The following is a 21,898-nucleotide window of genomic DNA, read 5'->3' as shown; positions in this document are numbered from 1 at the left end:
ATTTTGTTTCGAACCTTTTTAATCTAATAATATCCACCTAAGCATTTTTTCTTTTCTTAACATTATTTACTTCATTTATAAATTGTTCATTCTTATATCTAACCTTAAATATAAGGAGAATAAGCTGGCAAACTGTGTAAATAATAATCACTAATAACAGTACCCATGTCATTAATGTAAAAAAGGTTATATACCAATCTCTACCTTCAAAGAATTTCTTAAGAATATCTATGATGTTCATAATCACTGTCATAACAGTAAATCCCCTTATATTTTATAGCAACCTAACAACTAACCTATAATTATTAGGCTGCTAACTTATTTTTTTGATATGTATTTCAAAGTTTAAAATTAATTACATCTTCTTAGTTACTTAAATCTTAAGCTTAAAATTCAATTCTCTTTCTTTTCATCCAGTAGACAAATAGTATAAAGAGCGGGATAACATTAGAATATATTAGCATAAAATATGTTGTTTCAAAGTTAGTTAACCACTTGTGATATGCATAGTTGGGTTCAAAAGTAATTACAAACCACAATTGAAAACATCCTAAGAGCAATAAGCTAATATTTCGTCTTTTAATTTTAAAAATTATACATATTATATTGTTGATAGCATTAAGATATATTGTCATTTTAAAAAAACCACCTATAAATATAAGCATTACACCTATAGCATCTATATTGCTTATAACTCCTTCAATATTTATCAGCTTCATAGCTTCAATAAAAGGTACAGTAGCTATGGATGTATACTCAGCACCTAGTACACAAATATCCATAATAACAGAAACACATAATAGTAAACCTGAAAAAAATATGACTTTCATTCCTGTTTTTCTTACCTTATTCTTTTCTATAGCATGGTTCCAATACATTAGAAAAACATATGTTTCACCAAAAGGAAACATAATCACTGGAGGCAATTCCTTTAACACTGGTTTGATTCCTTCTCCCAAAACTGGTAGCAATTCTTTAAACTCAACATTTCCAGAAATATATGTAAAGATATATATAAATAACATAAAGAAAATAATTATGTAGAAAAATATCTCACTTAATCTAGCCATTGTGTCTACACCTTTAATAATTATAAATATACTAGTGGATATAAATATAAAAACTATTATTAACAAAGGTGCTTCTGGAAGCAGTGTTATAATTATTAACTCACCAAACTCCCTTGCATTACGAGATGCATGTCTGAAGAATGGGACAATATACATTATTGCCACTATTACCCCCAGCTTATTTCCTAATATCAATTTGATTATTGCTACATAATTCTTATCAGGAAACTTATTTTGTATCTCTGTATAAACCCACATATAAACTAAACCTACTACAAGAGCTATAAGTATAACAATCCATGCATCCTGCTTTGCTCCAATACCTAATGCAAAAATTGTAGTACTTCCTATTTCGAATATAAACATAAGTGTAAACAACTGATGATTACTTAGTTTAGTCATACCTTTTTCCTTCTTTTGGTTTAATAGTCACCTCTACCTAGAGATATTACATCTACTTTTGCGTTAACTACAATTTCAGATTGGCTTACAACCTTATCCCAGTCCTCCCCAGTTTCTCTCCCATACTTTGCTATAGCTACCCTCCCCAAATCTAAAATATCAGTCTGATACTTGCTTTTTATATCATTAATTAAATCATTGCACTGTTTTTCTACAAGAACTTTCATATCCTGTTCAAACAATTTTATATTCTCCTCCTTATCATACATTTTCTTATATACTTCATTTGATATTACTTCAGCTCTTATATTTAGATTTATTGTAAATTTATATTTACCATCTTCCTTAACACACTTGATTTTTCTCTTAGCTTTAGCCATTATATTTATGTATTCTGTTGGGCTCTTTTGTAAGGTAAGTATTCCTTTTACATTATTCTCTTTTAGCATATTGATTACCCTAGTTTCCCTAATATCAGCTTTGCCAATCATCTTATCTTTATTAAATATAGCAAGGCCTGTAACCTTCACCTTATCTCCATCAGTTTCAACATATGGAAGAAGCACATTTCTTCCCTCTGCATCCACTCTCACTATTACATCATTGATAGAATATTGCATCTTAAAAAAATTATATTCTTCAAGATTCTTAATCATATTTTCAATAAACTCTACTGAACTTTGATACCCTGGTATATTGAATTTGAATAGTTCTTCTGCTGTTCCCTTACAAACGACACATACAACTCTGTCATTGAAAAAAGCATTATTGAAATTTATATCAATCCATTCCCTTAATCCATATCTCGCAGTTTCTTCTCCAAAAGCATAAAGACGCATTATTCCTAGTGTTAACTTCTTATCAGATTCCAACTGTCTAGTCTGCCTTGTTTCACCAAGATTAAGTCCCTTTCCCACTAATACCTTGGTAGCTACAGCCTCAGTCCCTCCAATTGTATATGTTAGTATTGGCACACTATATACAACTTGCCCCATATTCCTCTCTATATCAGCGCCTAACCCAACTGGCAATTCTAGATTTTCTACTAATTCACCAGTTGAGTTTATAAAAGATACTAAAAGTATTATTAAACTTGCTATTATAACAAAGACCTTACTTTTTTTCATTCACATCCCCTCTTTTCATCTTTACAGCAAAAGCTGTTATTGTTATAAAAAATAAATTAAATAGAACATATATAGGTATTAACTTTCCTGTTACTTCCTTTCTTTCGACTGTGTTTCCATAGGCCAATGCTAATACTGCTATAATAGGATATAAGACTAATGCAATTTTATCTTTAGATACCTTAGTCAATATTTGACTTATTCCTTGTATTGTTGAATAACAGTATGTAGACATACATTTAAGTATTATGAGTGCCCATAAGGACATAAAAATAAATCTAAAACTATTTACAACTGGTATATTTATAGAATCGGTCAATCCTAAAACTGGCCATAAATATTTAGGTGAAATTTCTATACCTAAGTAATATATTGTTAAAAATACAGTCCATACATAAAGAAACATTAAAAAAATAATACTTGTCATACCATACTTTAATAATTTCTGTTTTTGTTCCAATAAAGGATATATAAAAAATACAACTTCAAATCCAGTATAGAAAAATGCTGTTTCTCTAGAAGCTTGTAAAATCTTCACTATACTCGTCTCAAATACAGGCATAATATTAAGTATGGTTCCGTTTATCAGCGATCCTGAAGGAATAAACATTAATATTAACGTTAGATAGAATATAATTACATTAACTCTTGCTAAAGGCTTAATCCCCTTATAGGCTATATAGATTACGGCTAGTAGTGTTACTGATATTATCTTATAGGTATTCAAAAAATTAACAACGTAAGTTTTGAATGCATTACTAAATCCAGATATCTCTGAACTAAGAACAAATATGAAAAATGATACAAATAAGATATTGAATATATTTCCAAAAAACTTACCAAAGCATCTTTTACTTAAATCCAATAAATTTTCTTCTGGAAATTTACTGCTCAGATATTTTGCAATTACCAACATATATAATGGGTATACAGCTCCTACAATACAACTAATCCAAGCATCCTGTTTTGCGTATTTTATTAATCCATTTGGTATATAAAGTATCCCTACTCCCAGCATTGATGATACTAAAGTCAAAGTAAATTCATTTGGTGTTAAAAGTGCTCCTTGTTTATTATTCACCGTCATCACTTCCTACCTTGCCTTGCCTTATTGGATTACTATTGGGTATAGATTTAGGTCTGTCATTAAGTTTCTTATGCGGTGCTCTTATTATAGTATCTTTAAGATCTTTCTTATAAAAAGTAAAGTAAGGTATCCCTAAGTTTTCTAAAGAACATAGGTAGGAAAGCAAAACATACCAACCTACAACTATTCCCAAGACACCTAACCAATTTGCTAGTACAGTCATTGGATATGCAATGAGTCTTATTGCAAGTGTCATTTTATAATTAGATATAGCAAAGGAAGCGATAGTAGTGGTTCCAGCCACCAAAAGAGTAGTAGAACTTACAAACTTAGCTTTAAGAGCCGCATCCCCTATGATTATTCCTCCAACGACACTTAAAGTCTGCCCTATCTTTGTTGGTAGCCTTAGTCCACCCTCTCTTAAGAGTTCAATTGTTATCTGCATCGCAACCATGGACATAAAAGGTGTAAGAGCTAAATCTCTTCTGGATTCAACTAGAGTTTTAATAAACTTCAAAGGTATCATTTCTGCATTAAACTTTATCAAGGTTATATAAATTGAAGGAAAGGTTATAACTACAAATGCTGCACCAAGTCTTAGAAGCCTTACAAAGCTTGAAAGTACAGTTCTTCCATAATAGTCCTCAGGAGTTTGAAAAAATTCTATGAAGGTTGTAGGATAGGTAGTAACATAAGGAGTTGAATCTAATAAAAAAGCTATTCTTCCCTCCATAATATGAGACTGTATTGCATCTGGTCTCTCTGATCCAAAGGTTTGAGGAAATATACTATATGGATGTTCCTCTATAAATTGTTCTATAATACCATTTGCTGTGATAGAATCCACATCAATTTCATTTATTTTCTTCTTTAATCTTTCTAGATAATCTTTATCAACAATATCATCTATATACATTAGTACTAAATCAGTTTGGGTCCTTTTCCCTAAAGTAAATTTCTCCGTTTTTAAATTTTTATCTTTAATTCTTTTCTTTAATATAGCTATATTAGTTTGAACATTTTCTATAAATCCATCTCTTGGTCCATTTAAAGAGGTTTCATTAGGTGGTTCTTCTATAGCCCTATACTTTTCCGATACAGTATCTATGACAATAAACTTATTCGAATTACCCAATATTAAAACTGATTTTCCTCTTTTAATTCCTTCTATTACATTATTGATATCTGTTTCTATAGACGTATTACTAACTGCAATATATCTACTTGCCATATAATCTTCTATATTATTGATACTAGAAAGATCTTCATTAATATGGAGAAGTAACGGGGTTAAAACATCTCTATCTATAACATTTTTATCAACCGTCCCAGCGATATAAACCAAATATGCTTCAACTATATTTTGTTTTCCTAATAATAGTTTTTTCGCTATAAATTCATTAGGATGTCCTAGCTTTTCTTTTAACTCATTAATAGTGCTTTGAAGGTTCATTTTATCGCCTCCTGTTCTTCCGCCTAAATAATATTTTTATTTTGTCCTTAGAATAAATAAATATTTATGGTAAATTATTGCACATAAAGTTACAGCAAGCTTATTATCAAAAGTATAGAAAGAGAATCACCAAAATAATCATTACAAGCTGGATAATTACTACCTTTAAAAACAAAAGCCATGCATATTAGGAACTTAATTTCCTTATTTATGCATGGCCTTATATTAATGAAAACTTATAAATGTCTGAGTTATTCAAGTTTAGGTTATTATAATTAAATGTCTTCAATTATATAAATATATAAGTAAGGCAGGTTATTTATAATTTGTTAGCCCTAATTAGGGTGCACAGCAAATATACACTATGATCCAGTAGATTTATAGTGTTTAACTCCAAACCTCCATAACATATTGCTTGGAATCCAAAATAAAACAGCCGCTAAAGGCGAAATCATATATAAAAATTCATGACCTTTTGTTTTTCCTATGATAAATAAAAATGGATAGTAATTGATGAAGGCTAACGGAACTATGAAAGTAAAGAATTTAATAACCCACTTATTATAAATATTAAGCGGATACTGTGCTAACTCTCTTCCTCCATCAGTAAGTATATTCATAATCTCAAGTCCTTCCAAAGTAAAGAAACATATAGCTGCATATATCATAAAAAGTCCTGAGAATATACACACTCCCCCTAAAACCATCAATGTTATTGTAATTATCTTATGTGCATCCCAATGAACTCCACCACTTATGATAGCATATGAAAATACAAAAATTGCTTGTATAAGTCTACCTACTCTAGTAAACTCAATTCTTGAGCCTAACACCTGAAGTATTTCATTTCTTGGTCTTACCATTATTCTATCGAATTCACCATTAGATATTATTGATGAAAAAGAATCAAAGCCTCTTGCAAAACACTCGGCTAAAGAATAAGACATGAATATAGTGCTAAAGCATAAAAGCACTTCCTTAAAAGTATATCCTTCAATATTACCAAACCTATCAAAAAGAAAATACATACTTAAAAATGAGAAGAAAGTAGCCATCCCTTGCCCTATAGTTGTTAAGAAGAAAGAAGTCTTATACTGCATTACAGACTTCAAATGCATTAAAAAATACTTATAATATAATTTCATTTCTCTACCCTCCTTGAACTACTACATTTTTCAATGCTTTCTTGATCATTATCTTCCCGAATCCAACAAGCACTGCCAGCCAAATAAACTGAAGTATTAGTTTGTATACTGCATCTACTGGTGAAACACTACCACTATATATTCTAAAAGGAGTGTTCTGCATAGATGCAAAGGGTAAAAAATTTATATACTTTGTAAACCAATCTGGAAGAAGGGGCAAAGGAACTAAACCACCTGAAAGAAAATCAGCCATCATTACTAAAACCATCCTAATTCCCATAGGAGATACAGTATACATGGTAAAAATATATATAAGCATGCAGTATGCTACTACTAATAAAAATGCAACTAACATAGATATTATAAATAGTATTGCTGAAATAATTGAAACTGGTAGATGAAATCTATATGGTTCTGGTAAAATCATTGCAACAAAAAGGATTGGAAAACATCTGAGCATAGCCTTTGACAGTCTATTAGCACAACTTCTACTAAACCAGAGATTATATAAATCTAGTGGCCTAACTAGTTCATACGCAACATTTCCATTAGTTATTAAATCAAATATGTCATTTTCAAGAAACCAAGTCATGAATAAAGCTAGAAAGGCTTGCTGCAGCCAGATATAACTAGAAAGCTGGGTAAAGTTCATAGGTATGTTTTTAGCACCACTTCTGTAGAAGGCTTGATATAACATTATATACATGAAGCCCCAGGCAAACTGAGTTATAATTCCTGCATATGCTGCAGATCTATACTGTAATCCGTTTATAAACCTTATCCTAAAGAAAGATACATACCCTCTCATATGTTGTACTCCTTGTACATTCTAACTACAACTTCATCTATATTCAGTTCTCCGTCATTATTAAACCTATCCTTTAAATCCTGAAGTTTTCCGTCTAGAAGTACTCTACCTTTTCCTATAAGTATCATTCTTTTAGTTAAAGCCTCAATATCTTGAGTATCATGAGTAGTAAGTATAACTGTAGTCTTATTTTCTTTATTTATTTCTTTTATGAAATCTCTTACTGCGATTTTTGAAACTGCGTCCAAACCTATGGTTGGCTCATCTAGAAATAATATCTTGGGGCTATGAAGAAGTGATGCAGCTATCTCACAGCGCATTCTTTGGCCTAGGCTTAGCTGCCTGGTTGGGGTTTTTATTATATATTCAAGATCTAAAAGTTCTGTAAGCATATCTTTATTGCTTTTATACTCATCATATGGAATCCTATATATATCCTTTAATAGTTCAAAAGAATCTACTACAGGTACATCCCACCATAGTTGCGATCTCTGCCCGAAAACCACACCTATGTCCTTAACATACTCAATTCTATTCTTCCAAGGAACCTTCCCATTTATAACGCAGCTTCCGCTGTCAGGATTTAATATACCACTCATTATTTTAATTGTAGTACTCTTGCCGGCACCATTAGGTCCTATATAAGCAACCATCTCTCCTTCAGATATATTGAAAGATATATCTTCAAGCGCATTAACTAAATCGTACTCTCTTCTAAAAAGAGATTTTAAAGCTTTACTAAACCCTGGATTACGTCTAAAAACCTTGAAAGATTTAGATATATTTTTTAATTCTATCAAACTTCTATCCCTCCGTTCTTATAGATGTATTTTAACGCAATATTGTAATATTATAACAAATAATATATATCATCAATAGTAGAATCCTACAAAATATAATATTTTAGTGAAATACTATATTAACAAAAAAAATCAGCTGAATTCTTTAATTCAACTGATAGAAGTTAGGGATCTGTAATATTATTACTACTACAGTTTTTATTATAAATCATAAGTATGAACATATTATTTCATTTTTGCTAATAATTGGTTAACTTTTTAAATCTTATTTAAAAAGTTTATTTTAAGACCACGTTTAAGTAATTAGATTATCATTACTTAAACAAAGATTTGAACAAACCCTTCTTCTCATTTTTTAAGCTATTAAGCTTTTGTATTAGTTTTACTTTCATCTCATTTGCAGTACTGTTATTAAAGTCTATTTCTAGCATTCTATCACAGACAATCAAAGCTTCTTGGTATAACCCCTTATAATTGAGTAATCTAAGTTTTAGGAGTAATACATCTAGATTGTTTCCATCAATCTTTAACGCTATATTACATTCTTTTTCTGCCTCAGGAATTCTTTCTAATTGATAGAAGGACCATCCTTTATTTTGATGTGCTACTATATATTTTGGATCTAATTCAATAGCTTTATCGCAATACTTTATACATTCTTCATATCTTCCAAGACAGTATAACGAATAACTTATATTTACATAGCAATTCCTTTGCTTAGGATCTAATTCTATAGATTTAAAAAAGTATTTAAGTGCCTCTTCATACTTTTCTAATTCATTAAATATATGACCTGCTGAATAATAATATGGTGCATAATTAGAATCACAATCTATTGCTTGTTTATATAAAGAAAGAGCTTCTTCAAAATTGTTTTTTCGTTCCATAATGGTTCCCTTTAAGTCATAGAAACTATCCTTATACTTAATACCTTCTAAGGCAATAGCATCATCTAATATCTTTAAAGCATCATCTTCTCTAGACGTACTTATAAGAGATTGAACCTTATAATAGTAAGAACCTCCGTTGTTTATATTTATTTTAATTGCAGAATCAAAACAATTCACAGCCTCATCATATTTTTCAACATAATAGTAACACAATCCCTTTAAATAATAGTATTCATCATTATTCTCATCTGATTCTAAAGCATAATCGCAGTATTCTATAGCTTCCTCATATCTACGAAGTCTCATTAATATTCTTGCCTTGCAATGATATAGCTTTCCATCTTTAAAGCCTAAATCAATAGCTTTATTATAACAATCAAGTGCCTCATCACAAAGACTCACAGCTGTAAGAGCCTTGATCTTTATTATATAAGCATCAAGCAAATACTGATACTTATTAAGGGCAATATTACATGCTTCTAAACAATCTTCGTAAAGTTCTAACTCTAATAATGCTTCAGCTTTATTTTTATACGCATGAGCCATATTAGTATCTAATTCAATTGCCTTATCAGCACATACAAGTGCCTCACTGTATTTTTTCATTATATTAAAAATATAAGCCTTATTGTTATGAGCTGAAGAACTTTTATCATTTATGTTTATTACTCTATCATACTGCTTTATTGCTTCTTCATACTTACCTAGCCTATCCAACATATCTGCTTTAAAAAAGTTTAATTCATAATTGTCTTCGTATACTTCTAAAGCATCACAAACTGTTTTATATGCTAAATTATCATTCTTTAATTTAAGTAATACATGACAAAGAAGACAATACATATTTTCTGTAAAATCAGCTTCTTCTCTAAGCTCTTTTAATATATTGTAGCTTTCTTCTGCCTTTGAAGTTTTGAAGTAAGCTTCAGCAAGCTTATATTTCAAACCCTTATCATTACTGTTCTTATTTAAACTACCTAAAATATCATCAATATAAAAATTATAAGCCGAAGTCAATATTATATTAAAATCATTTCTATAGTGATACATATCATTTAATATTTCCAAACACTTTATTGCTTGCTCATATCTTCCTAAGCTGATGCAGCATTTGCTCTGTGCAAGCAAAGCTCCAGCATCATCAAACTTTATATCCAAAACTTTATTATAATCATTATAGGCGTTATCAAGGTTTCCTAGTCTTGAATAGAGCTCTCCTCTGTAAAAATACGCATCAATATCTTTAGTATTTTTAGCTATTATATCTGTAAGTATTGCTTTAGCTTCATCAAGCTTCCCTTTGCAAATGAGATACCTTGCTTCAAGTATAAGTAAATCAGGATGAACATAACAAATCTCTTTAGCTTTATCTATATATTTAGCAGTTGTATATAAATCATAGTCATCTAAAGCATTAGATATTTTATTATAGGCAGATATAAATTCATCTTCTTTTCCTACAGTACAACTTTTTAAATATTCATAGCGGAATGTACTTCCTTTATCAATCCTGTATATGACAAAGTCAATAAAGTTCTTAGGGAAGTTTTTATATAGACTATCTTTTTTAGTGCTCCAGGAAAAATAACTATCAAATATCTTCCAAACATCATTAGGAAGGTTAAAATTATCCATAATAAAAGCTAATATTCTTTCACTTATATCTGCCGAGGTATCTATGTTATAACAAATATCCTTCTCTAGGAGTCTACTCCATTCCTCAGTATCAAGTCTTCTTTCAAAATCTTCGTAGCAGGCCTTAAATTCTTTAATAAATTCATCTACCGGAGATAACTCTTCTTCGACTTTTGTATCTATTTCTTTAGCTATTCTACATGCCTCTTCGTAGGCAACCCTTAACTTTTGAAAACCTTCTGGATCCTGTTCCGGTGAATGTTTGGTTAAGAGCTTTGAATAAGCCTTTCTTATGGCGTTTAAATCATCAGTTTTAGAAATACCTAGAGCCTTAAAACAATCCATCTAAAAGTCCCCCTTAGTATCTATACTATCAAATATTTCTTTTATTTTATTTCTACTATCCTTTATTTCTCTTAAATCTTGCCTTTCAAGTACCTCTTCAAACTCACTTATAAGCCTTCCTATTTCTTGTCTTACTAATCCTAGATTTTCTTCAAAAAGCCTTTCTCCCCTAGCCATTATGAGTTTATTCTCATGATTTTCCCTTGGATGTATCTTTAAACTAGCTAAACTCTCCATTCTACTAGCTACTTCTTGTTTAGTCATATACCCAGGATTCTTTTCAATTACTACTGTTTTTTTCACTCCTGTAGATACTACCATTACCTCAACTTCTAATATTCCATTTATGTCGTAGGTATACCTTACATCCACAGCTTCTTCACCACCAGGTGCAGCTGGTACTACCGAATTAAGCTCACCTAGGTATATATTATCTTTTGAAAGGCGAGACTCACCTTGTAGTATCTCAACATTTATAATCTTTTGATTGTCATAAACTGTACATAATCTTTCAACTTTACTTACAGGTATTGTTGTATTTCTCTCTATTATTGGTAAGAAATGTCCGCTTTCATATTGTCCATGAGATTTTCTCACTGATACCGTAGTTCCTAAAGTATAAGGACAAACATCTGTAAGTATAATTTCCTTAAATGCAGCATCTTTTCCCTTCAACGCAGCTTGTACTCCAGCACCTAAAGCAACTACTTCATCAGGATTTATATTTACATAAGCTAACTTTCCAAATAATTTGCTAACAAAGGTTCTTATAGTAGGGAGTTTCGTAGCCCCACCTACTAATAGTATTGAATCAATATCACTTACCTTAAGTGATGCGTCACTAAGTGCTCTTTCAACAGGCATCCTTAATCTATTCAAAAGATTCTTCACGTTCTTTTCATAATCCTCTAAAGATATATCACAGGATAATAATTCACCATCAATCTTAGAACTTAAATTTATAACCTTGTTTTCACTAAGAGCTCTTTTACCAACTTCAGCTTCTTTCTTTAAAAATGAATAGTCCTTTTCACTGATTTCATCTCTTTTCTTACCATTTTGTTTTAAGAACATGGCTGCCAGTACTTCGGTAAAATCTTCTCCGCCTAGATAATTATCTCCAGCAACCGCTCTAACCTCCATAATATTATCAAATAGCTCCAGTATAGATACATCAAAAGTTCCTCCACCTAAATCAAACACCAAAAACTTTGTATCAGCCTTAGCTCGGTGAAGTCCATATGCTAACGCTGCTGCAGTTGGCTCAGTTACTAATCTTTCTACTCTAAGTCCCGCTAGCTCTCCAGCTCGCTGAGTAGCCTTTCTCTGACTATCGCTAAAATACGCTGGAACACTTATTACAGCTTCAGTAACTGGTAACCCTAGAAATCTTTCAGCATCTTCTTTTAAGGCTTTTAATATTAGAGCAGATAATTCTTCCGGCAAAAACTCTTTATCAGATAGTTTATATATCTTTTTACTCCCCATATTTCTCTTAAATATAGACGCACTTGCCTCAGGATGAGTTATCTGCCTTTCCTTAGCAATCTTCCCTATTAGAATTTCTCCATTATCATCTACACTTACAACTGATGGAGTTAAGTTTTCTCCAAAAGAATTAGGAATAATTACAGGACCCTCCTCGGTCCAATAAGACACTAAACTATTGGTTGTACCTAGATCAATTCCTATATTAATCATATAACCTACCTCAATTAATTTATTTATGAACTGTACCTACAGGTAAATTTATCCTTATTATATTTATCTATATTTTATTATATTCGTTATATAATTCCAATAGTTTATCTAATGCCATATGTACTATTAATATTTAAGTAATACTTATTAAATTTCCTGCAATTTCTCCTTTAGCATTCAGTTTTAAAACTCGATAATTACTTATATACTATATTTACTTGGGGGTTACACAAATGACAAAATCTTTAAAGAACAACTTAATGCTAAAGCTTTCTCTTGGTATAGTGTTATTAATTTTACTAGTTGCTTTATTAGGTAGATTTTTCAACGTTCTCGACATGCACGGTAAAATGAGTAACATGGAGCAAATTTCTGGAAGCATGATTTTAGCATCTTATCTATTAGCACTTATTCCAGTTATACTACTAGTTTCAGCTTTTTACTTATACAAAGTTAAAAGTCAGGAACACGAAAGTATTCCCTTACTTTTAACTTTAACATTAACATTTTCAAGTATTGCCATTATTGCTATTGGCAACGGATTGGTTGAATACCACTTTTCAATATTTATGGTAATTGCAATCATTGCTTACTTCGATAGCATAAAAAATGTATTGATAAGTACAGTAATTTTTGCAGTTCATCACATTGCAGGATACTTCTTATTTCCTGAACTTCTATGTGGAACACATAATTATCCATTCCAAATGTTGATGCTTCATGCAATATTTTTACTGTTAACTAGTGCGGCTACTATACTTATGATTTCTACTAACAAGAAAACTGAAACTTCTCTTAATGAAGAGAGATCTAATAAAAAGAATGAAATTGAAGAGATACTTAAGAATATATCTAGTACCATTGAAAACTTAACCAACTACTCAGAAAATCTTTCTGGCAGTGTTAAAAACAGCTTAAGTCTTTCAAACGACATAAACTTTGCTATGAAACATATAGAAGATGCTAGCTTAAACCAATTTAACTATACATCTGAGAGTTCAAAAGCCTTAGCAGAAGTATCACAAGGAATATTTGATATAGCTACTGCTTCTGAAAGAGCTTCATTAAAGACTGTGGAAACAGTAAAGGAAGCTGAAAATGGCGAAAATGCAATCAAACAAGTAGTTAAGCAAATGAACTCAATAGATAATTCAGTAGGCAATGTTGCTGAAATAATCGAAGTATTTAGTAAACAATCGAAGGATATTGATCAGGTAGTTCAGGTAATAAGTGCCATTGCAGAACAAACTAACTTATTAGCTCTTAATGCCGCAATTGAAGCTGCTAGAGCCGGAGAAAGTGGAAAAGGCTTTGCTGTAGTTGCTGATGAAGTTAGAAAACTTGCTGAAGAATCTCAAGAATCAGCCATAAAGATTTCTGATATGATTAAGAGCGTACAAGAAAATATTAATAATGCTAATAAAGCTATGAACATAGGTATCAAGGATGTTCGTACTGGTATAGATGTAGTTAACGAAACCGGCAAAACCTTTAATAACATCCTTCAAGCTATAGATGTAGTTAGAGATGATGTTTCAAAGGTTGCTAGTGTATCACAAGACGTATCTGCTGCTGCTCAGCAGGTTACAAGTTCCATAGAACAAGTTGCTGAACATGCGGACAACAATTCCAATAAGACGCAGGAAACTGCTCACTCAATAGTACAACAAAATCAATACTTGGAGCAGATGTTTGAAATCTCTGAGAAGCTAGAATCAACTTCACGTACTCTTCAAGATTTAGTTGATAGATTCAATAACGAAGAAAAATAACTACAAAACAAATAGCTAAAGTAAATTTTTCCAGTGATTTTCTTGCTCATCTGCCTTTCCAAATGCATATGATGAAAATTTGTCAGGCAAATAAGTTTTATTTTTTACTGTATAGCCATAGAATACTTACAAGATCATTGAAATATCTAGATTAAGCTAACTTGAGAACTTTATAATTTCATACATAGTAAAAAAGGAGAAAGCTTCTAAATGCCTTCTCCTTTTGTTATATTCAAATTCTTTTATAGCTAATTGTACCATTCACTATAATTTACTTATCGAGTTTTTTAACTTCTACAAGACAAGTATGATAAGACGCACCAAATCCCATATCGGTAATCATATCCTCAATTAAGTTATTAACAGATACCTTCGTACTTTCTGATAAACCTTCAAAAACATTTACAGCTCCTATTTTTATACCTTCTACAATTTTAGCCTTTACAAATACCTCTCCTCTCTGATTATATATCTTCACCATATCTCCGCTATCTATATTTCTTACCTTAGCATCTTCTGGATGTATATGAATAACAGGAGTAAATATATCATTAAGCTTTTTGCTTTCAGTAAATTGAGAGTTTATCCTCTCTAAAGCATGTGCAGTTATTAATTGAAGCGGATATTTCAAATAATCTTCTTTAGAGGAATACTTACTTTCAAATGGTTCTTCATATACTGGAAGCTGATTTACACCCCAATCTTTAAAGATATCCTCTGAATAAAACTCAATCTTTCCACTGGATGTTTTAAAATCCTTATTTCTAAAAGCAATCTCATCATAATCTTCAGGAATATATGGTTTATTCTTCATTTCCTCTACGGTAATATTTAGTCCGCTATATTTTATAACATTACTTAATATCTCAATATCATCCTTTGGTAAATACTTCATATCAAGCTTAAATCTTTCTCCAAGTAGTCTATATATTTCTCTGTCTTTTTTGCACTGACCTGGAGCACTTACAGTTTTCTGCTTAAGTTGAATATAAGGATGCCCATATGCTGCTACTAAATCATCTTCTTCTAAAAATGACGCAGCCGGAAGCACTAAGTCTGCATACTTAGCTGTATCAGTTAAAAAGCTGTCTGTGACTACAATAAAATCCAATTTATCTAATGTAGTCTTTAGCTTTCCTACATTAGGATTACTATTGAGTGGATTTGCCTTTTCTACCCACATAGCTTTAATTTTAGGAGAATCTATTTTCTCTATTTCACTAGCTAACCTCCCTTTAGGTATGCTTAGCCTTATTCGTGTTGGTTCCTCAGGAAAGTATGGCCACTTTAGCAGAGTCCCTTGACTTTCTCCAGCATATATTCCACAACCTTTTTCTCCAATACTTCCAGTTATAGCCGGTAAGAGTGAAACAGCTCTTATAGTTTGTCCCCCATTGGTATATCTTTGAAATCCATAACCTAACATCATTGCATACTTAGGATTTTCTTTTATAAGTTCTACTAGTTTATTTAATTCTTCTAAAGGAACCTCCGTTAACCTACATACCTCTTCTACTGTATATTCTTTTAAAAACTCTTTATACTTCTCAAACCCAAAGGTATACTGTTCTATAAAATTATTATCTACAATGCTATTTTCTACAAGAAGCTTTGCTATACCAATTGCTAGTAATCCATCTGTTCCACCTCTTGGATATATATGAAGAGTGCTTTTACTACTAGATTCGTTTCTCCTTGGATCTATAGTAACAAGCTTCGATCCATTTTTAACTGCTTCATTTATAAAATACATTGCATGTATATTAGTATGAGCTGGATTCCCCCCCCATAAGATTATAAGCTTACTGTTTAAGAGATCTTCTAAGGAATTCTGTGTTCTCCACCCATAAGTATATTTCATTCCTTCTTCAGCAGCTGGATCACATAAATCACCTATGGTTCCTGTATATCCACCAAACTGATGCCAAAAGCTATAAGCATATTTTCTCATAACTCCAAAATTACCACTGCCTTGATAATATAGTACAGCTTCTGGACCATCTTCTCTTCTAATTTTCTCAAAATGCATATATATCAAATCTAGAGCTTCATCCCAAGATATATTTTCATACTCTCCTTCGCCTCTAGCTCCAGTTCTTTTTAAAGGATATAATATTCTTTCTTTACTATTTACGATTTCAGGATAAACTCTACCCTTCGCACATATCTTTCCTCTTGTTATTGGATTATTATTATTTCCTTCTACCTTTATTACCTTATCATCCTTAACATAAACCTTTAGTGGACAGGTAGCAAAGCAATTTTTTGAACATACAGTATTAACAGCACTGATTTCATTTTGGTCCATATGTAAAATATCCTTTCTACAATACAATAAAAATATATCTAAAGTATACCATATGTGCCTCTATATTCTATGTTTTAATATCTCACTCTTTATGTTTAAGTGCTACATTAAAATCATTAATCGTTCTTTATTAGTGATTTTTTTACGCATCTGCCTTTTCTGAACGTATGTGAAGAAATTCTGGCAGGCGATATATTCTTATTTTTACTCTTTAATCAGATAACAGTTTTAGCCAAAGATGCAACACTTCAATCATTAAACTATTTTCAAAACTCTGCTGGGTTCTGAGCAGAGGATTTGAAAATATAAAATCAGTCATGAAGTGGTGCATCGGTGGAATATGACAAAATCATATTAATTCTTTGCGTAAGCTCATTAAGGATGAACAACTCTACTCCTAAAAATATAAATTCAATTATAGAGTTGTTCATCTAAAGAGCGTTGGATGATTAACCAATTAATTTCAACACGGTGCTTTAACAGTGCCTTTTTTTTATATTTTAAGAATACAATCATTGTTTTTCAGCATATTATAAATATACCCTATAGGGGTTCCTTTTTATACCATTGAATATTACATTTTTATTAACTATAATAACATTAAATTATTAACCCTTATTAATAATCCAATTGTAAATATGATTATGTATAATGTTTTTTATTTGAGTCCATAATCTTAAATTAAAATTCAGGCTATATTTAAGAGTATTGTTGAAATTAAGTGGTTATAAAGGAGATGCTATATGAGCGAGCTATTAGAATTAAATGATTTTTTCAGATGGAATGGCGTTAAGAAACTGTACTGTTCGAACGTAGTGAGTTTACAGTTTTAGCCATGGAATATGATAAAATCATATTAATTCTTTGCGAAGTCTCATTAAAGCATCGGATGGATAACCACTTAATTTTCAACACAGTACTTTAACAGCGCCAAAATTAAAAAAGATTGGTATTAAAGGGTCTTAGGAGGAAAATTATATGAAAATAGAAATATGGTCCGATTTCGTATGTCCATTTTGTTATATAGGAAAAAGACGATTGGAAATGGCATTGGATAAATTCGAGCATAAAGATGAAGTAGAAATCACTTTTAGAAGCTTTGAGCTAGATCCGTCTGCTGAAAAAAAATATGATGAAAATATTCATCAACTTATCGCAAAAAAATATGGAATACCTGTAGAGCAAGCTAAAGCATCTAATGATCAATTGATAGCTCAAGCTAAGACTCTTGGTCTAGAATATAACTTTGATACATTAATTCCAACAAATACTTTTGATGCTCATAGATTATCTCATTATGGAAAAGCTGAAGGTAAAATGAATGAATTATCTGAGAGAATTCTTAAAGCTTACTTTACAGATTCCTTAGATTTATCCGATCATCAAGTATTGTCTAAACTAGCAGGAGAAGTTGGTCTAGATAGTGAAAAAGCTCTTGAGATATTGTCTACAGATAAATATGCCTTAGAAGTTAGAGAAGATGAAGAAAGAGCTTCAGCTTTAAGGATAAGTGGCGTGCCATTCTTTGTATTTAACAATAAATACGCCGTATCTGGAGCTCAATCTTCAGACTTATTCTTAGATGTATTAGAGAAAGTGAGAAAAGAGGAACTTTCATCACCAGTTATAGAATTTCTTACAAAAAATTTAGATCAAGCTGATTCCAATGCTAATATTTGTTCTGATGGTAAATGTGAAATTTAATAAAAAAAATAAAAAGATTCCATTCTCGTGGGATCTTTTTTGTTTTGGTAAAAACCTTCTGTTTAGCCTTAGTAAATATATTCCACTTTAATTCTAATAAAACCTCTAAAATGATCATAAACTAATTAATATTTTCTCAACTTTGGTAACGTTATAAGTGATTTAGTAAAGATAACACCAGTATATTTGAATTTTAGAGTGGATAAGATACTTTCGTAGCAAAAACATTAAAAGAAGTGATTGGTTATGGACGAAAAAAGTAAAAAAGTAGTAGAAAAGTTTATAGACTCTAAGAAGAATGATGCTGAGATTGGTGCTGAAATCACTGGTTTAAGAGATCAATTAAGTGCTATTGAAGGTACATTAAATCAACTAAAACAAAGTTCAATTAGCACTTCCTTTAATTCTCAAGGCTCACAAGCTCAAAATAGTCAAGTAAATTCTCAAGGAAATAGAGTTATGACAGACTTACAGCAACAAATTACAAACTTCAAGCAACAAACTCAACAACAGCTCCAATCATCAATAACAAATGCTATGAATGATTTAAGTAAGGCTAGTCAATTTCTTCAGTCAAATCAAACCCTTGCACAAATGAGTCAACTTATAGAACAAACTCAGCAACAATTAAATCAGATGAGTCAAATCTCTGGTTCACAGCAAAATAGCCAGTCGAGCGGGCAAAATTCTAGTTCTAGTCAAAACAACCAGTATTTCGGCCAAAGTTCACAAGGTAGTTTAAATAGTAGATCAGATTTAAGTTCATCTAGTTCATATGATAGATCAAGTAATGACTACGCCCATATTCATGATCATATTCATATAAAATCATTTTAAGATATTTATATTATTGCTTTTCTTTATAAGTATCTTTAGGTAATTTAGTAAATAATGTTTAATCAGTCGCGTTTATGTTGTAAACGCGACTTTCCTAAGTATTAAATTAATATATAGATAAACTACTTCAATCCTTAATTATGAGTTTATTTATCACTTCTTATATCCTTAAATATTATATATTTTAATGAATTATATAAATTTCAAAAATTTCTTTTGCAATTTCAAACTTTTTACATATATTGAATTGAGTAATTTTTTTGGGAGGTAAAAATTTGATTCTTTACTACCCATATATGGGGCATAAAATCGAATGCAAAAGAATTCCAATAACCTTTCCAGCTCAACATCAGCCTGTACAACCTGGTCTTGAGTATCTTATGCATCCTAGACCAATATTTGATAATCCTGACTATAAAGGAAGCAACAAGCTAAAGAACAAGGTAGCTATTATTACAGGTGGCGATAGCGGTATAGGAAGGGCTGTATCTTTAGCCTTTGCTAAAGAAGGTGCAGATATAGTCATTGTATATTTAAATGAACATAAAGATGCGAACGAAACAAAAACACTTATTGAATCCAAAGGAAGCAAATGTATCTTAATTCCTGGAGATTTAAGAGAGGAAGACTTTTCTAAAAAAATTGTTGATATTACTATTGAGAATTTAAACAAAATAGATATATTAGTCAATAATGCTGGAGTACAATTTCCTCAAGATGGTATAGAAGACATAAGTGCAAAACAACTTGATGATACTTTCCGTACAAATGTATACCCTATGTTTTATTTAACAAAAGCTGCTCTCCCTTATCTAAGCAGTGGAAGTGCAATCATAAACACTACTTCTGTAACTGCTTATAAAGGAGCAAAACTTCTTATAGATTACTCAAGTACAAAAGGAGCTATTGTGAGTTTCACTCGTTCATTAGCACTTTCACTTGCAGAAAAAGGAATTCGTGTAAATGCAGTTGCCCCTGGTCCAGTTTGGACCCCTCTTCAACCTGCAAGCTACCACGCAGAATATTTGGCTTCTTTTGGCTTAGATACAGAAATGAAGAGAGCTGGTCAGCCAGTAGAACTAGCTCCAACTTACGTTTACCTTGCTTCAGACGATTCTACTTTTGTTACTGGTGAAATACTTCATGTAAATGGTGGAAGTTACATCAGCTCTTAGGCAATATTCTTTATATCTCTAAATTAAAATACTATTAAAAACTGTTATATCCTCCTACTTTTATAAAAATCGCTAATTAGCTCTCTAATTAGCGATCTTTTTATTCTTTAGAAAAAGCACAACTAAATAGTTTTAACTACTTAGTTGTGCTTTAAAGATATTATAAATACTATATTTACGAGTATTATTGAAATTAAGTGGTTATAAAGGAGATGCTATATGAGCGAGCAACTAGAATTAAATGATTTTTTCAGATGGAATGGCGTTAAAACTTAATTCATTATTCTTCTTCCAGCATAAAACTTCCAAATACCTTCTACTCTTACTTTAGCTCTTGGATATGGCGCATGTATCATTTGATTATCTCCAACATATATACCTACATGTCCTGGGTCAGTAAAAACTAAATCTCCGGCTTTAAGATTCTCTCTTGGAACTGCTGTTCCTGAATTTATTTGATTATAAGTTGTCCTTCCAATGCTTGTCCCAAAATTATTGTAAACATATTGAGTAAAGCCAGAGCAGTCAAATCCTTTTGGAGTTGTTCCTCCCCAAGCATAGGGAGTTCCCAAAAAGTTTTTAGCATATGCTACAACTTTATCACCATTACTCGTATTATCTACAACAACAGGATTTTCAATTGGCTTTTCAACATTCTTAATTTCAATATTTTTATTAAAATCCTCTTCTAATCTCCAATGATTTGATTGATTTTGTGAATCATTCCAAGTGACTACTTTATTGTCTCCACTTAGATGAAGCTGACCGCCTGTCCTAACATTTGTTACAACATAATAACCATTGCCGACATCAGTTATACTCCACATATTAGACTTGTTTTCACTATCATTATAAGCAACTAACTTATTATTAGCATCCATATGTACTTGAAGATTTGATTTAACGTTTACTATATTATAATAATCTCCTACAGGCTTTAAGATCCATTGATTTGCTGTATTTTTAGGATCATTCCATGCCCCTATCTGATTATTAGCATCCATATGCAGCTGAAGACCCGTTCTTTCGTTTACTATTAAAGCTTTTTCAGGAAGCGTTATCGCCAAGGCAGTTTTCATATTGCTTACACTACTTATATAACAGACTACACTAAAGGCAAATAAAAATGTAATCAGCTTTTTACGTAATTTCATCATATCTACTCCTTTTCTCCAAAATAATTACCACTCTTAGCAAACAAATAAATTTTTCTATGCTATCGATTACAAACATCTAAAGATTGTCCCCAATTTTACATAAATAAAAATATTATATATTCCTAGGGGGTATGTATCTGTGCTTACGCTCAACCATATCTTAATATAATAGTGGACAAATTAAAACCCTTTATTACTGCCACTGATACCAATATATTCTTAAATGGATATTTTCCATAGATTAAAATACACATATGTTGATCCGCAACCACTCAATAAATTGGTAATCTATTGTATACTAAAATAAAATGATTTGTATATTACTTACTAAGTAGTAAAAGTAACAAAAGATTTTATAACAAATCCCAATGGTGGCAAAAGCCTACTTGATGAAAGATATAGTGAGCAAGATAATATTTGCCTAACCTTTAATTTAAAGAAAACCACTTATGTTTTTGAATGTCCTCATTTTGTACAAACCA

Annotated in this window: 16 protein-coding genes; 4 read left to right on the top strand and 12 right to left on the bottom strand. The window is 31.0% G+C overall.

Going from position 1 to position 21,898, the window contains the following annotated elements:
• Window positions 1–37 precede the first annotated feature (37 nt).
• The 10 genes from OCU55_RS00410 to OCU55_RS00365 all read right to left on the bottom strand — a co-directional run bounded on the left by OCU55_RS00410 (window position 38) and on the right by OCU55_RS00365 (window position 12,463).
• Window positions 38–253: a hypothetical protein gene (locus tag OCU55_RS00410; RefSeq protein WP_261850356.1), complete on the bottom strand. Its 216-nt coding sequence runs from the start codon at window positions 251–253 to the stop codon at window positions 38–40.
• Between the two features lie 133 nt (window positions 254–386).
• Complete coding sequence (locus OCU55_RS00405; RefSeq protein WP_261850355.1) at window positions 387–1,472, bottom strand: GerAB/ArcD/ProY family transporter; 1,086 nt, start codon at window positions 1,470–1,472, stop codon at window positions 387–389.
• 20 nt (window positions 1,473–1,492) lie between these two features.
• Entirely contained in the window at window positions 1,493–2,599 is a 1,107-nt protein-coding gene (locus OCU55_RS00400) for a Ger(x)C family spore germination protein (RefSeq protein WP_261850354.1), read from the bottom strand.
• Window positions 2,586–3,686: a GerAB/ArcD/ProY family transporter gene (locus tag OCU55_RS00395; RefSeq protein WP_427847020.1), complete on the bottom strand. Its 1,101-nt coding sequence runs from the start codon at window positions 3,684–3,686 to the stop codon at window positions 2,586–2,588. Before OCU55_RS00395 ends, OCU55_RS00400 begins: the two co-directional genes overlap by 14 nt.
• Window positions 3,673–5,139, bottom strand: coding sequence for a spore germination protein (locus tag OCU55_RS00390; RefSeq protein WP_261850352.1), 1,467 nt, complete (start codon window positions 5,137–5,139; stop codon window positions 3,673–3,675). Before OCU55_RS00390 ends, OCU55_RS00395 begins: the two co-directional genes overlap by 14 nt.
• A 362-nt stretch (window positions 5,140–5,501) precedes the next feature.
• The gene (locus OCU55_RS00385; protein ID WP_261850351.1) at window positions 5,502–6,284 is read right to left on the bottom strand and encodes an ABC transporter permease; all 783 of its coding nucleotides are present in this window, start codon (window positions 6,282–6,284) and stop codon (window positions 5,502–5,504) included.
• 4 nt (window positions 6,285–6,288) lie between these two features.
• On the bottom strand, window positions 6,289–7,092 hold the full coding sequence (locus tag OCU55_RS00380) for an ABC transporter permease (protein ID WP_261850350.1): 804 nt from the start codon (window positions 7,090–7,092) through the stop codon (window positions 6,289–6,291).
• Window positions 7,089–7,892, bottom strand: a complete 804-nt coding sequence (locus OCU55_RS00375) for an ABC transporter ATP-binding protein (protein WP_261850349.1) — start codon at window positions 7,890–7,892, stop codon at window positions 7,089–7,091. The genes OCU55_RS00380 and OCU55_RS00375 overlap by 4 nt, the downstream gene beginning before the upstream one ends.
• Before the next feature lie 314 nt (window positions 7,893–8,206).
• A complete protein-coding gene (locus OCU55_RS00370; protein ID WP_261850348.1) occupies window positions 8,207–10,762 on the bottom strand; it encodes a J domain-containing protein in 2,556 nt (851 codons plus the stop codon).
• Entirely contained in the window at window positions 10,763–12,463 is a 1,701-nt protein-coding gene (locus OCU55_RS00365) for a molecular chaperone HscC (RefSeq protein ID WP_261850347.1), read from the bottom strand.
• Between the two features lie 233 nt (window positions 12,464–12,696).
• Between OCU55_RS00365 and OCU55_RS00360 the strand changes: the two genes are divergently transcribed.
• Window positions 12,697–14,235, top strand: a complete 1,539-nt coding sequence (locus OCU55_RS00360; protein WP_261850346.1) for a methyl-accepting chemotaxis protein — start codon at window positions 12,697–12,699, stop codon at window positions 14,233–14,235.
• 271 nt (window positions 14,236–14,506) lie between these two features.
• Here the strand turns inward: OCU55_RS00360 and OCU55_RS00355 are convergent, their stop codons facing one another.
• The gene (locus tag OCU55_RS00355; protein ID WP_261850345.1) at window positions 14,507–16,543 is read right to left on the bottom strand and encodes a molybdopterin-containing oxidoreductase family protein; all 2,037 of its coding nucleotides are present in this window, start codon (window positions 16,541–16,543) and stop codon (window positions 14,507–14,509) included.
• Between the two features lie 978 nt (window positions 16,544–17,521).
• Between OCU55_RS00355 and OCU55_RS00350 the strand changes: the two genes are divergently transcribed.
• The 3 genes from OCU55_RS00350 (at window position 17,522) to OCU55_RS00340 (ending at window position 20,259) form a co-directional block, all read left to right on the top strand.
• The gene (locus OCU55_RS00350) at window positions 17,522–18,247 is read left to right on the top strand and encodes a DsbA family oxidoreductase (protein ID WP_261850344.1); all 726 of its coding nucleotides are present in this window, start codon (window positions 17,522–17,524) and stop codon (window positions 18,245–18,247) included.
• A gap of 246 nt (window positions 18,248–18,493) precedes the next feature.
• Window positions 18,494–19,084, top strand: a complete 591-nt coding sequence (locus OCU55_RS00345; RefSeq protein WP_261850343.1) for a hypothetical protein — start codon at window positions 18,494–18,496, stop codon at window positions 19,082–19,084.
• A gap of 275 nt (window positions 19,085–19,359) precedes the next feature.
• Window positions 19,360–20,259, top strand: a complete 900-nt coding sequence (locus OCU55_RS00340; RefSeq protein WP_261850342.1) for an SDR family oxidoreductase — start codon at window positions 19,360–19,362, stop codon at window positions 20,257–20,259.
• A gap of 272 nt (window positions 20,260–20,531) precedes the next feature.
• Here the strand turns inward: OCU55_RS00340 and OCU55_RS23950 are convergent, their stop codons facing one another.
• Window positions 20,532–21,413: an NlpC/P60 family protein gene (locus tag OCU55_RS23950; protein WP_345795578.1), complete on the bottom strand. Its 882-nt coding sequence runs from the start codon at window positions 21,411–21,413 to the stop codon at window positions 20,532–20,534.
• Between the last annotated feature and the right edge of the window lie 485 nt (window positions 21,414–21,898).

The organism is Clostridium folliculivorans (assembly GCF_024341905.1).
Taxonomy (GTDB): Bacteria; Bacillota; Clostridia; order Clostridiales; family Clostridiaceae; genus Clostridium_AR; species Clostridium_AR folliculivorans.
The sequence above is the reverse complement of the archived record's forward strand: the minus strand, read 5'-3'. Positions and strand labels throughout refer to the sequence as shown.

Excerpts from the sequence above, each read along its gene's own strand:
- OCU55_RS00395 (WP_427847020.1), bottom strand. The coding sequence starts at position 3,686 with ATGACGGTGAATAATAAACAAGGAGCACTTTTAACACCAAATGAATTT.
- OCU55_RS00365 (WP_261850347.1), bottom strand. The coding sequence starts at position 12,463 with ATGATTAATATAGGAATTGATCTAGGTACAACCAATAGTTTAGTGTCT.
- OCU55_RS00355 (WP_261850345.1), bottom strand. The coding sequence starts at position 16,543 with ATGGACCAAAATGAAATCAGTGCTGTTAATACTGTATGTTCAAAAAAT.
- OCU55_RS00390 (WP_261850352.1), bottom strand. The coding sequence starts at position 5,139 with ATGAACCTTCAAAGCACTATTAATGAGTTAAAAGAAAAGCTAGGACAT.
- OCU55_RS00400 (WP_261850354.1), bottom strand. The coding sequence starts at position 2,599 with ATGAAAAAAAGTAAGGTCTTTGTTATAATAGCAAGTTTAATAATACTT.
- OCU55_RS00370 (WP_261850348.1), bottom strand. The coding sequence starts at position 10,762 with ATGGATTGTTTTAAGGCTCTAGGTATTTCTAAAACTGATGATTTAAAC.
- OCU55_RS00350 (WP_261850344.1), top strand. The coding sequence starts at position 17,522 with ATGAAAATAGAAATATGGTCCGATTTCGTATGTCCATTTTGTTATATA.
- OCU55_RS23950 (WP_345795578.1), bottom strand. The coding sequence starts at position 21,413 with ATGAAATTACGTAAAAAGCTGATTACATTTTTATTTGCCTTTAGTGTA.
- OCU55_RS00345 (WP_261850343.1), top strand. The coding sequence starts at position 18,494 with ATGGACGAAAAAAGTAAAAAAGTAGTAGAAAAGTTTATAGACTCTAAG.
- OCU55_RS00380 (WP_261850350.1), bottom strand. The coding sequence starts at position 7,092 with ATGAGAGGGTATGTATCTTTCTTTAGGATAAGGTTTATAAACGGATTA.
- OCU55_RS00410 (WP_261850356.1), bottom strand. The coding sequence starts at position 253 with ATGACAGTGATTATGAACATCATAGATATTCTTAAGAAATTCTTTGAA.
- OCU55_RS00405 (WP_261850355.1), bottom strand. The coding sequence starts at position 1,472 with ATGACTAAACTAAGTAATCATCAGTTGTTTACACTTATGTTTATATTC.
- OCU55_RS00360 (WP_261850346.1), top strand. The coding sequence starts at position 12,697 with ATGACAAAATCTTTAAAGAACAACTTAATGCTAAAGCTTTCTCTTGGT.
- OCU55_RS00385 (WP_261850351.1), bottom strand. The coding sequence starts at position 6,284 with ATGAAATTATATTATAAGTATTTTTTAATGCATTTGAAGTCTGTAATG.